Origin of the sequence: Pseudoalteromonas sp. SG43-5, assembly GCF_014164345.1 — a bacterium.
In the GTDB taxonomy this organism is placed as follows: Bacteria; Pseudomonadota; Gammaproteobacteria; order Enterobacterales; family Alteromonadaceae; genus Pseudoalteromonas; species Pseudoalteromonas distincta.
Genome location: NZ_JACJFA010000006.1, coordinates 185,695 through 197,657 on the forward strand (window position 1 = coordinate 185,695; position 11,963 = coordinate 197,657).

Consider the following 11,963-nt stretch of genomic DNA (forward strand, 5'->3'; position numbering starts at 1 on the left):
TTAAGGACAGGTCAATCTTTATACTGTTGATATTTAATCATCTTTAAACACTTTTTGAATAAAGCACCGCAGGTAAGTCGCCTTGCTCGTCTGTATGTGTATAATTTTTTATAAATTGCAGACCTAGCTTTTTCATTATATTTATAGAGGCCGTATTATCTTTTAGTGCCGTTGCACTTATCGCCTTAACGTCATCTTGCTTTATAAGTTCATCACATAATGCTAAAGCCGCCTCGGTTGCATAACCATGCCCCCAACTTGCTTGCTTAAAGCGCCAGCCTATTTCAATATCACTGTAGTTTGGTGCATCAGTAAAAAAGCCCATAGGCCTTATTAATACCCAACCTATAAATGTATTGGTTTGCTTTATAGTGATACTCCACAGCCCCCAGCCTTTAAGCTCATTTCGATATGCGAGCATACGAGGCACTCCCTCATTTTTTATTTGCTCTAAAGAGGTAGGTTCACCTCGTGTTAAATACTGCATTACAGCCGGGTCTTGGTCGAGTTCAAATAATTGAGGCCAATCATGCTCATTCATTAATTTAAAATTTAATCGTTTTGTTACGGGGGCGTTCATTTTCATTGTTGTATAGTCTGCCTCGAATTAATTATCAGTCTCTAAAGGAGATAGCACATGAATAAATTAGCAGGTTTAGCTTTATTAGGCACTTTAATTACATTAACTGGTTGTGAAGATGCCAACGAAGTTAAAGAAGATGCAAAAGATAAAAGCGCACAAATGCAAGAAAAGCTTGGTGATGCATGGAACGACGTTAAAGAGACAACTAACGATCTTAAAAATGACGAGTCTTTAAACGAGCTATTAGAGCAAAGTAAAGCAATGGGCTTAGACATGTACGACGACGGCAAAGAGATTGCGGTTGACGCATGGATTAAAAGCAAAGAAGCTGCTGGCGAGTTAACTGAAAAAACTAAGCAAAAAGCGCAAGAAATTGCAGACGAAATTGAGCAAGCGCGTCAAGAACATAACGAAGGTTAATTAAACTTTCGATAATAAAAAAGGAAAGCCTCGGCTTTCCTTTTTTGTTTTGGACTATTTAGCCCAGTTATGCGTTTGCATATAGGGCTTATAAGCTCAAATTAACCTTTGTACTTACTCATCACTAAAGTCGCGTTTGTGCCACCAAAGCCAAAGCTATTAGACATTACAGTATTTAACTCAACATCACGACGCTCAGTAATAATATCTAAACCTGTCGCTTGCTCATCTAGCTCATCAATATTAATTGAAGGTGCTACAAAGCTGTGCTCTAGCATTAATAATGAGAAGATAGCTTCGTGAACACCTGCAGCACCTAGGGCATGACCCGTCATTGCTTTAGTTGCGCTGATCATTGGTGATTTACCACCAAACACTTCTTGTATCGCACCTAGCTCTTTAACGTCACCTACTGGTGTAGATGTACCATGCGTGTTTAGGTAATCAATACTATCTACATCTTGCATAGCTTGGCGCATACAACGTGCTGCACCTTCGCCAGATGGAGCAACCATGTCGTAGCCATCTGATGTTGCACCGTAGCCAACAATTTCAGCGTAAATGTGCGCGCCACGTGCAAGTGCATGTTCAAGTTCTTCAACTACAACAATACCGCCACCGCCAGAAATAACAAAACCATCGCGATTTGCATCATATGTACGAGATGCTTTTTCAGGTGTTTCATTGTATTTAGTAGAAAGTGCGCCCATAGCGTCAAATTCCATTGCCAATGTCCAGTGTAGCTCTTCACCACCACCAGCAAACACAACGTCTTGCTTGCCAAGCTGGATTTGCTCTACGGCATTACCGATACAATGCGCAGATGTTGCACATGCAGAGCTAATTGAATAGTTAACACCTTTAATTTTAAATGGTGTTGCTAAACAAGCAGATGTAGTGCTCGCCATAGTGCGTGGCACCATATAAGGCCCTACACGTTTTACGCCTTTTTCACGTAAAATATCAGCAGCTTCTACTTGCCATTTAGACGAACCACCGCCAGAGCCAACAATAATACCCGTGCGCTCATTTGATACTTGGTCGTCAGACAAACCTGAGTCTTCAATTGCTTGCGTCATTGAAATATAAGAGTAAGCAGCAGCATCTCCCATAAAGCGCATTGCTTTGCGGTCAACGTGTGCTTTAACGTCAATATCAATTTTACCCGATACGTTACTACGTAACTTATAATCGGCAAATTCTTGATTAAAAGCGATGCCGCTTTTGCCCGTTTTTAACGATTCTAATACTTCTTCTTTGTTGTTACCTATACTTGATACAACACCGATACCTGTAATTACAGCTCTTCTCATGGGTAATTCCCTTAGCTTAATACTTAATTGCATTCTATTTTACGCGAATTTAATCACCTAAGTGGTCAGCTTTCTAGCGTACACTTGTACTCTGAACTGCTAGCTTATAAATAACGCCAGACTATTTCAAAGAAAACCCGTAAAATAATTAAAAAATATATCTATAAAATTAAAAAATCATGATCAAAAATGCACATATACACTTTAATAATTTAGGTACACCTTTCGCTAATGACTTCGGTGATATTTATTTTTCTAATGACGATGGCTTAGCTGAATCGCATTATGTGTATTATGAGCAAAATAATATAGATGCACGATTACAAAATCATGACCAGCCACATTTTGTTATTGCCGAAACCGGCTTTGGTACAGGTTTAAACTTTTTAAATACATGGCAACGCTTTACTGACCACCTTGCACGTCAACAAGTTCAAAATCAATTAGATAATGGTGTTAAACGCTTACACTTTATTTCATTTGAAAAATATCCTCTGCACATAGACGATTTAAACAAAGCACTACAGGCATGGCCTTCATTAAGCGCCTTTAGTAACAAATTATCTAAACAATACCCAATTAATTTAGAAGGATGCCACAGACTCGAATTTGACAATGGACTTGTTGTTCTCGATTTATACTTTGGTGATGCACTTGAATCAATACAAGCAATGAGCTATCCGCAAACAGGAATTGTTGACGCTTGGTATTTAGATGGTTTTGCGCCAAGTAAAAACCCCGAAATGTGGCAGCAAAGTTTATTTAATTCTATGGCCAATATATCAAGGGCAAGTGCAACCTTATCAACATTTACTTCAGCAGGTTTTGTTCGCCGTGGATTAATTGATGCAGGCTTTAATACTAAAAAAGCCAAAGGCTTTGGCCAAAAAAGAGATATGCTTGTTGGCCAACTAGAGTGCGTAAATGATGCTCAATCAGCTCCTGCATATTTTCATCAAGATAGCAGTGCTTTAAAAAATGTAGCGGTCATTGGCGGCGGTATAGCCAGTAGCTGCATTTTATATAGCTTGGCTAAACGAGGCATAGCAAGCCAATTATTTTGCCAAGATGAAAAACCAGCTATGGGGGCATCGCACAATGTGCAAGGCGCTATTTACCCTCACCTACAAGCAAAAAACTCGCCGCACAGTGAATTGTTCGCACATAGCTTTTTATACGCTAGACGCCTATATAACAACTTACTTAGCAGTGGTTTTAATTTTGATTACGATTGGTGCGGCGTATTACAACACGCAGTAAAAAAAACTCTGGCCGATAAACATGAAAACTTAGCACAAAAACAACTGTGGCCAACCCAGCTAATGCACAACGTAACCGCAGAGCAAGGCGACGAAATAGCCGGCGTAGAAACAGGTTATTCGGGCGTGTTTTTTGAGCAAGGCGGCTGGGTTAACCCTCCGCAATTAGTAAACGCCATGTTAAGCGCTGCAAATAGCATAAACCCATTTAAAAGCGTATTTAACTGCAATATAAAACAGCTTAAAAAAACTGACAGCGGTTGGTTTTTATTAACGAATGATGAGCAGTTAGGTCCTTTTAGTGATGTAATTATTTGTGCAGGCGAGCACAGTGATGCATTTGAGCAAACAAAAGCGCTACCAATAGTAGGCGTACGCGGGCAAGTTTCACATATTGAGGCAAGTGAGCAATCACGTAAACTTAAAACAGTGCTGTGCCATAAAGGGTATTTTACCCCAGCCTATTTAGATCATCACTGTATGGGAGCCACGTTTGAAAAAAACACCAAAAGCCGTCAAGTTACAGCGCTCGACAACCAATTAAACCAAGAGCAACTACTTAGCTTTTATCAGCAAAGTGAATTTGCCTCAACCCTTGGCAATATTACCTCGGCAAAAGCAGCTGTACGATGCACATTTATAGATCACCTACCAATGGCAGGGCAATGGTGCGAACAAAGTGATTATACAATGGCCTTTGCTAACCTACGTTTAGGTAAACGCTATCAGTACGAGCAACTTAATAAGCCACAACAAGGCCTACATATTTTTACCGGCTTTGGCGCCCGCGCTTTATGTAGCGCACCGCTAAGTGCAGAACATCTCGTAAGTTGTTTAAATAACGAGCCTCGCCCATTAAGCGAACGTGTAAGCCAAGCTATTCACCCTGCTCGGTTTATAGTACGAGATTTAATTCGTAATAAAATTTAAATGACAAAGGTGCTTATTGAGGTAAAATGAGCCCCAATAAATGGAATTTATTATTTAAAGGACTTTAATGAAAACTTTAGCATTTTTAATAATACTGCTATGCACTCTATCGTTTAATGTGCTTAGCCAAAACGTCACTGAAATCCCACTTCCTGAAGAGTTTGTTACAACAATGGATGTAGCAGGTGAATACCCAATGGTTCGCACTGGTTATTTAACAGATTCAATTTCTGATATCGCTCGCTTTTATCAGCAAAAATTAGGTGAGCCGTTAAAAACAAACGGCAATAATACATATCGCACTTTGTTTTATAATTACCAAGAACATAAGGTTCGTATTAGTCTATATCGCCGTAGTTATGTGACCGAAGTGAGTATAATGGTTGAATAAAAAGTTCTAAAAAACACACCAAAAGCCGCTAATTTTAATGCTCAGTTAAGTATTGAATTTTAATTAAAGTATTTTTTGAAATTAGCTCATTTAAACTCTTTTTTACCCTTTAAAAATTATCCCCTACCCCAAGGTCTGTTTATAAGCACATTACTTTTACTATTTATTGGAAGGAGTTAATTATGAGTAAGACCCTAATTATTGGCGCAAGCGGACAAATAGGTAAAATGGCAACTGAGCTACTTTTAAAAAATGAGCAAAATGTTGTGGCATTAGTGCGTGACAAAAATAAGCTAAGTGATTTAAACAGCTCTTTTTTAACTATTGTTGAGCAAGATCTTGAAGGCGATTTTGGCAAAGCAATAAAAGGCTGTGACCAAGTGATTTTTGCTGCAGGTTCTGGCGGAAGTACAGGCGATGATAAAACTGTACTTATTGATTTATGGGCTGCAACTAAAGCAGCTACCTTTGCAAAAGAGCATGGCGTTAAACACTTTATTATGGTCAGCTCAATCGGTGCAGACGACCCAGATTCGATTCAAGGTGATTTAAAACCTTACTTAGTTGCCAAGCACATGGCTGACGAGCACTTAATAAATAGTGGTTTAAATTATACCATTGTTCGCCCTGGTACACTGACTGATGATAGTGCTTCAATGCAAGTAACAACGCAGCGACCAAGTGATCGTTCTGAGGCTAAAATTAGCCGCGAAAACGTAGCCAATGCATTATTACATATTGCGACTAACTCATTTATTAGTAACCGCATTTTTGAGTTATTTGATGGCGACAAACCAATTAAAGCCGCTGTTAAATAAGCTTTAATACCAATTTATTTAAACGTATAAACAATTATTGCAGATTAGTATAGTTCATCGATAAGCCCAAAAATTACAGTGTAGTCGCTCTGCACCGGTAGTTTTTAGGCAATGAATTGTTTAATTCGCTTAAGTGATTTATGTTTAATAAAATTAAATTTACTCCACTAAGTAAATTAGTGGAGTAATATTTTAATACCTTGCCAACCGAGTTGTAGCGTTAAAAACGTTAAAACGACTCTAAAAATACGCTCAAATCTATCCCCAGACATACTTTTAAGTAATTTAATTCCAAACCAAGTACCTACAGCACCACTTATTATCATAGCAATTACAAGCGGCATCCATTTCCAAAAACTAAAGCCAACAGCACCATAAATTACCGCTTTTAATAAATGCTGCACACTCATAATGCTCGAAAACGTTGCCGTAAATTTTAACTTTTCGTAATTATTTATATATAAACAGCTACCAACTAATGGCCCGCTCGCTCCCACAAACATAGAAATAAAAGTCGTTATGCCACCGGCGACCATACGCCATAACTTAGAGGTTAATTTTACTGGCGGTGTTTTACCCCACAGTAAATAAATAACAAAAATAGCGACCACTAACTTCATAGCATCAAGCGATTTATCATCAATAACAAAACTTGATAACCCCGCCCCTACTAAGCCGCCTAACGCAAAATATACAAACATGCTTTTATCAATATGCTTAAAGCTGAGTAATAACCTATTTGCATTAGAGCCAAGCTGCACTAAACCATGCACAGGCACAACAACTGCCATAGGCATAAACGACGCCATAACAACAAGCAACATTAGCCCGCCACCCGCACCAAATGCAGCAGATATAAAAGAAGTAAAGCCAGCGGTGATCATCATTAATAGAAACAAAAATAAAGACATACTGTCGGGAAGTAAAAAGTCCATAAAACTCCACTGCCTATTTAGGTACTTTAAAGTCGCAGTATTTTAAACAATAAAAGGTACAAAATACACCTATAGCAAGTGTTATAAGTCTCTATTTCAGGCAATGTATTATGTTGCGTTGTTTTTGCACTTTGTTTGCACATTTAACAAATATTATACATTCAACTTCATTACCGGATATTTCTGATGAGAAAACTTAACGCACTAATTTTAGCACCGCTTACAGTGTGCATACTTGCACTGGGCTTAGCTGCCTGTAACGGTAGTGATGCTGAAAATACCGTCGTAACTGAAACAACCACCGATGAGGGCACTACAACAGATACTTCAACCGATTTCGTTGTTGAAGTTGACCCTTTTAACTTTGAAAGCGATGCGCTCATTTCATCAATTACAACTCAAACATGTACGCTAAGTAATGGCGATGAAGCTTCATGCTACAAAATTGATATAGCCGGTGCGCCTTCAAATTACGAGATTGGTGTATTCTGCCCTAGAAATATCACATCAACAGCAGACGAAGCCGGTATTTGGTTTGATGGCACCGGTGAGGTTTACGATATAACTGGCGACTTTATTTTAAATCTACCAACATTATATAACGATAGCCATTGGCAGCTATACGACGAAGGTACTGGCCTTGTAAATGTAACAGACACACAAGAATCGTGTGATGGTGCTGCACGTCCAAACGTAGAGGAGCAATACCAAAACCACTGCGTAGAATGCTCTATTGATTATGTTGATGGCGGTATATCAGAATCATTTTTAATTCCAATAACGCCTGTTGCAACCACTCAAAATAGCAGTATTGGTAACGCTAATGTAGGTGTTGCTCTCAATGGTGTTGTACTTGCTGCACCCGCCCCTGTTGAGGCTATTTTAGGCGCATATACTATTGCAGCCTTTGATGATTGCGCTGGCCATATTAACTTAGTAGCAGGTTATCACTACCACGGTGAAGCAGGCTGTAGCCAAACACAAATCCAATCAGACGGTCATGCCGCCATGATGGGTTATGCACTCGATGGATTTGGTATATTTGGCATGCTTAACGAAGATGGATTAGAACCCACTGATTTAGACGAATGTAGAGGCCACACCGACGATACACGCGGATACCACTACCATGCAGCCGATGTATCTGAAAACATGTTTATTGGTTGTTTTAAAGGTCCTACCGCAAGATAAGTCGCATTCTGGCTAAATAATTAACTGAGATACTAATGAAAATATTTAACGTAATAAAAGCACTAACCACTGGCTTTTTACTTGCTACCTCATGCTCAGCGCTAAGTCATGCAGGCCACGGCTCAAACGCGCCTTGGGAAGCATGTGAAGAAAAAGCCATTAATGAAGGTTGTAGCTACACAAGCCATGATAAAAAAGCGACAGGCACATGCCAAGCAATGAACAAAGTACTTATGTGCGTTCGAAATAAACCACTTGAAACATTAATAGACAAAGCAACCCAACCTGCCAGTGATCAAAAGCAATCTGTAAAATCACTCGCAAAACGATAAAGTAAAGTAACAGCTACACGCCAAAGTCTTAACGCTGTTTGTTAAGGCTTTTTTTAATCACAAATCATTAGAAAGCATACCCTTTATCTGTTAAATTAGCTTTGTGTATCAAATAATAAAAATAAAATTCCAAAAATGGAATTACACAAGCAAGGTACTAACGTGAGCGCTACATTTAAAATTGTTTTTAATGGTCAGTTATATCAAAATACTGACCTTACCTCTGCCCAAGAAAAACTTAGCCAACTTCTAAATATTCCTCATAATATTGTTGTTCAGTTATTTGATGGAAAAGCTTACGCTTTAAAAAAAGACTTATCGAGTATTGATGCTGTTAAAACAGAATCCTCACTAAAAAAGCTAGGATTAATTACTAAAGTAGAACCGCAACTCTCTACTGTAACCTCTCAATCTAAAAATAATCAAATAGCACTCACTGAGCACAACAAAAATACAGATAAACACATTAGTGAAAGTACTGACGGCAAAAGTATTTCAATACAAAACGAACGCCTAGATACAAACGAAGCCCCAAATACAGCTGCAGCTATTAAGCAAAGTTATAATAAATATAAATTACTGCGTAACACTTTAAAAAGCGGATTGTACTTTTGCTATTGCGCACTTTGTATTATTACCATAATAGGCGTAGGGATCAGTGTTAATGCACTTAAAAACAATTTTGGCACTCTAAATAATGGAACTACAAATAACACAACTACAAACAACTTAAGTTACCAAAATTATAAACAATATTTGATTGATCAAAATAGCCTAAATCAACCAGCACAAAAAGTAACAAACGAGCAAGCAGCTAACCCTACCCTACAAAAAAATAATGAGTACTTTAGTCGCTTTTCATCACTAATAAATAGCTACGCGCAAAGTACAGGACAAGCTGATATAAAAACGATGGGGGGTGATAAATTACAACAGCACCTGCAAGAAATAGACGACCTAGGCCCTAAAAATGAATTTTGGCAGCAACTGGTACAACTTTCAAAAGGCTTAGATAACGATAAACATGCAATAGTGAAGCTAAACAATACTGATCCCGCCAAAGTACAATGGATAAACGCGGTAGATTGGATCAGCCAAAGCTATATTAGGCAACAACAAAACTCGCAAACTACAAACAACTCTCCTGTCACTACCTACGAGCCAAGTAACCCTATACTTAATCTAACGTTGTTAATAAGTATGCTGTCGTTATTTAGCCTGCTTGTGATTGCAATTAAAATGAAGCTACGCGCAATAAGACATTCTTAAACTCTATTTTTACTTTATAAATTCCATAAAAAAACCCGCAAATTTGGATTAACAAATTTGCGGGTTTCTTATGGTTTTCGAATAACGAGTTCAAAAACCTTTATTGGTGGGCTGGGGGGATTTGAATTTACCACGTATGACATTGTTATATATATACTTAACTAATTTAAAAAACACCTATTGTTACATTAGGTGTTACATCAATATCCTGCTTAAAATGCAACTGAACCCCCGTCCTAATATGAATTTATCTCATAATCAGAGCTATTTAAATAATATATTAGCCCCCTATTAACCTATTTTATAAGTTGCTGGTGGTAAGATTGGTTTACAATCAGTTTAGTTCATCAAACATTTAACACTAAGGGAGTAGATATGAGCACATTAGGTATATGCAAATTATGTGAACAAGAAAAGGAATTGCAGTTATCGCACGCTATAGGTAACGCAGTATTCAAAAGAATTTTTAAAACAAATTCAGGAAAGGGAATAACTATCCGTGATAACAACTCACCAATAGATTATAGCTCTGATAGTTGGGCTGAATTACAGTTATGCTCTGAGTGTGAGCTTCACCTGAATAACGAATATGAGCGCTATTCTTTAAAAGCTCTAAGGGATCATCGAAATTGCGTAAAAACGCCTACCTGCTTAACTTTCTGTGGAGTTGATCAATATAAGCTTATGCTTTATTTCTTATCCATTTATTACCGTTCAGCTTTATCAAGCCAAAGGCCATACCAAAATACCCACATCACTAAACAACATCAAAGGTTATTAAAAGTAGTCTTATTAGGTAATCAATGCATTGAATATAATGAAATACCCGTCAAGATTTCCAGAGTTATAGATAGAAAAGCTGGTGGTTTCAGCCAAGAAGACATAAAGCAAATACTGTGTGCCCCATTTTGTAGGGTGAGTAAGGGCGAGCGTAAAACCATTACGGCTTGTTTCCTATTCGAAGGCTTTTTTATAGAAATATTTATTACGGGATTTAAATTTAAGAATAGAAATGAGCACGGAATATTAAATAAAGCCAAAGATAATCTATACATTCCTTATAAAGACCTTTTTTCAATACCTGAAATAGTTGATTTAATGGTACTAAATCTAGGTAAATATCAAGATGGAAACCACCTTATCAAAGATTAAGCTTACTAAACCAACCCTTAGACCTCTTTATCTAGTCCGCTTATATTCCCACTAATTAAGCAGTGGGAACTGCTACCGTGCATTGTGGGAATCAATAAGAGCATTATTTATTAATAAGTTACCTATAAAATTCCCAGTTTCCCACTATTCCCACTGTAAAAAGCTGGTATCTGGTTCTCGCGCTCTGTTTTACGTTTTGAAGTGCGGCCATCAGTTAAGTTAAGGGTAATTTAGAGCATATTTATAAAACCTACTTGATGCTATTAGCACCATCAATAAAGTAATACTAAATAACTACAGCTCAAATAAAACAACTAGGGTAATGAATATCTATTCATTATTGGGTTTTTTACTTTATTTCACAGCTTACGTAAAAATCTCATTAAGGCGGCGGTGTTCGTAGCATACCGATAGACTTTTACTATCCCCCCACTTATCACAGGCCAATAATAAGAACCGGAACCCCCCTATAGAAAATAGTAGCTGTTAAAAACTCGCGACATCTGCCTCGCATAAATGAAAACCTTTAAAGTACCTTGGCAAAATAAACTAATGAGCCTGTAGCCCTTGCCATGACTGGCATTAATACCTTAATACTGATAGTAAACCCGCACTACAATACAGGACAGGGGGAAAGGGGGTGGGAATAGTGGGAAAGTGGGAATGGTTAAACTAACCTATTGTTATTAAATAACTTAACCGTTCCCACTAAAAGAAATAGTAATTCCCATTCTAAAGATAGTGGGAATTTAATTTGATTAAGCCAATGCTCTTTGCACTGTAGATAACGCACAGTCACATTGATTTGCTATCTTTCTAAGAGATAAGCCACCAGCTCTAAGTTCTCTTATCTCATCATGTAAGCTTATGTTTGTTGGCCGTCCTTTATATTTACCTTTAGCCTTTGCCTGTTCTACGCCTTCCAATTGGCGCTCTTTAATCATTGAGCGTTCAAACTGGTAAACACTACCCAGCATACTGAGCATTAAATCTTGCATAGGATTGCTTTCACCAGTAAAGGTTAAGTTCTCTTTGTGGAAATAGATTGATATATTTCGCGCCGTTAAACTCTTAACCAAAGTAAGTAAGTCCTCAAGGTTACGAGCTAACCGACTTATATCATGAACATGAATCTCATCACCTTCACGGATATACTCAAGCATGGAGGCTAGCCCTTCCCTGTTGGTATCTTTACCAGAACATTTATCTTCGAATACTTTATCTAAGCTTAGACCGCTTAATTGTCTATCTAAGTTTTGATCAACTGAACTAACTCGAACATACCCAACTTTTGACATGATAACCGTACCGTTTTAAGTCTAAGATGCTAAGAGTATAAAGTACCGTTATATAAAATCAAGGTTTAAAAG

General features: G+C 37.8%; 12 protein-coding genes. 8 read left to right on the forward strand and 4 right to left on the reverse strand.

Going from position 1 to position 11,963, the window contains the following annotated elements; all coding sequences use genetic code 11:
- Positions 1–43: 43 nt before the first annotated feature.
- On the reverse strand, positions 44–586 hold the full coding sequence (locus H5161_RS09015; RefSeq protein WP_004335610.1) for a GNAT family N-acetyltransferase: 543 nt from the start codon (positions 584–586) through the stop codon (positions 44–46).
- A 51-nt stretch (positions 587–637) separates the two neighbouring features.
- Between H5161_RS09015 and H5161_RS09020 the strand changes: the two genes are divergently transcribed.
- Positions 638–1,003 carry a hypothetical protein gene (locus H5161_RS09020; RefSeq protein WP_024596750.1) on the forward strand — a complete coding sequence of 122 codons (366 nt, stop codon included), beginning with the start codon at positions 638–640 and terminating at the stop codon, positions 1,001–1,003.
- 101 nt (positions 1,004–1,104) lie between these two features.
- On the opposite strand, the gene fabB is transcribed toward H5161_RS09020, so the two are convergent.
- Positions 1,105–2,316: a beta-ketoacyl-ACP synthase I gene (fabB, locus tag H5161_RS09025; RefSeq protein WP_004335606.1), complete on the reverse strand. Its 1,212-nt coding sequence runs from the start codon at positions 2,314–2,316 to the stop codon at positions 1,105–1,107.
- 179 nt (positions 2,317–2,495) lie between these two features.
- Between fabB and mnmC the strand changes: the two genes are divergently transcribed.
- From mnmC to H5161_RS09040, 3 genes are all read left to right on the forward strand, one after another.
- Entirely contained in the window at positions 2,496–4,505 is a 2,010-nt protein-coding gene (mnmC, locus tag H5161_RS09030; RefSeq protein WP_182769116.1) for a bifunctional tRNA (5-methylaminomethyl-2-thiouridine)(34)-methyltransferase MnmD/FAD-dependent 5-carboxymethylaminomethyl-2-thiouridine(34) oxidoreductase MnmC, read from the forward strand.
- Positions 4,506–4,572: 67 nt separating this feature from the next.
- Positions 4,573–4,896 carry a hypothetical protein gene (locus tag H5161_RS09035; RefSeq protein ID WP_004335602.1) on the forward strand — a complete coding sequence of 108 codons (324 nt, stop codon included), beginning with the start codon at positions 4,573–4,575 and terminating at the stop codon, positions 4,894–4,896.
- 182 nt (positions 4,897–5,078) lie between these two features.
- A complete protein-coding gene (locus tag H5161_RS09040; protein WP_182715677.1) occupies positions 5,079–5,714 on the forward strand; it encodes an NAD(P)-binding oxidoreductase in 636 nt (211 codons plus the stop codon).
- Positions 5,715–5,890: 176 nt separating this feature from the next.
- On the opposite strand, the gene H5161_RS09045 is transcribed toward H5161_RS09040, so the two are convergent.
- Positions 5,891–6,649, reverse strand: a complete 759-nt coding sequence (locus H5161_RS09045; RefSeq protein WP_182769117.1) for a sulfite exporter TauE/SafE family protein — start codon at positions 6,647–6,649, stop codon at positions 5,891–5,893.
- Between the two features lie 186 nt (positions 6,650–6,835).
- On the opposite strand from H5161_RS09045, the gene H5161_RS09050 reads away from it, so the two are divergent.
- From H5161_RS09050 to H5161_RS09065, 4 genes are all read left to right on the forward strand, one after another.
- Complete coding sequence (locus tag H5161_RS09050; RefSeq protein WP_182769118.1) at positions 6,836–7,840, forward strand: YHYH protein; 1,005 nt, start codon at positions 6,836–6,838, stop codon at positions 7,838–7,840.
- Positions 7,841–7,875: 35 nt separating this feature from the next.
- A complete protein-coding gene (locus H5161_RS09055) occupies positions 7,876–8,172 on the forward strand; it encodes a hypothetical protein (RefSeq protein WP_024596756.1) in 297 nt (98 codons plus the stop codon).
- Positions 8,173–8,334: 162 nt separating this feature from the next.
- Positions 8,335–9,441 (forward strand): hypothetical protein, encoded by a 1,107-nt coding sequence (locus H5161_RS09060; protein ID WP_310737007.1) that lies wholly within the window; start codon positions 8,335–8,337, stop codon positions 9,439–9,441.
- Between the two features lie 375 nt (positions 9,442–9,816).
- Positions 9,817–10,593: a hypothetical protein gene (locus tag H5161_RS09065; protein WP_182769120.1), complete on the forward strand. Its 777-nt coding sequence runs from the start codon at positions 9,817–9,819 to the stop codon at positions 10,591–10,593.
- Positions 10,594–11,351: 758 nt separating this feature from the next.
- Here H5161_RS09065 and H5161_RS09070 read toward each other — a convergent pair.
- Positions 11,352–11,891 (reverse strand): recombinase family protein, encoded by a 540-nt coding sequence (locus tag H5161_RS09070; RefSeq protein ID WP_182769121.1) that lies wholly within the window; start codon positions 11,889–11,891, stop codon positions 11,352–11,354.
- Positions 11,892–11,963 lie beyond the last annotated feature (72 nt).

Coding starts and splice junctions, on each gene's coding strand:
- fabB (WP_004335606.1), bottom strand. CDS start 2,316: ATGAGAAGAGCTGTAATTACAGGTATCGGTGTTGTATCAAGTATAGGT.
- mnmC (WP_182769116.1), top strand. CDS start 2,496: ATGATCAAAAATGCACATATACACTTTAATAATTTAGGTACACCTTTC.
- H5161_RS09070 (WP_182769121.1), bottom strand. CDS start 11,891: ATGTCAAAAGTTGGGTATGTTCGAGTTAGTTCAGTTGATCAAAACTTA.
- H5161_RS09035 (WP_004335602.1), top strand. CDS start 4,573: ATGAAAACTTTAGCATTTTTAATAATACTGCTATGCACTCTATCGTTT.
- H5161_RS09055 (WP_024596756.1), top strand. CDS start 7,876: ATGAAAATATTTAACGTAATAAAAGCACTAACCACTGGCTTTTTACTT.
- H5161_RS09050 (WP_182769118.1), top strand. CDS start 6,836: ATGAGAAAACTTAACGCACTAATTTTAGCACCGCTTACAGTGTGCATA.
- H5161_RS09020 (WP_024596750.1), top strand. CDS start 638: ATGAATAAATTAGCAGGTTTAGCTTTATTAGGCACTTTAATTACATTA.
- H5161_RS09045 (WP_182769117.1), bottom strand. CDS start 6,649: ATGGACTTTTTACTTCCCGACAGTATGTCTTTATTTTTGTTTCTATTA.
- H5161_RS09015 (WP_004335610.1), bottom strand. CDS start 586: ATGAAAATGAACGCCCCCGTAACAAAACGATTAAATTTTAAATTAATG.
- H5161_RS09040 (WP_182715677.1), top strand. CDS start 5,079: ATGAGTAAGACCCTAATTATTGGCGCAAGCGGACAAATAGGTAAAATG.
- H5161_RS09065 (WP_182769120.1), top strand. CDS start 9,817: ATGAGCACATTAGGTATATGCAAATTATGTGAACAAGAAAAGGAATTG.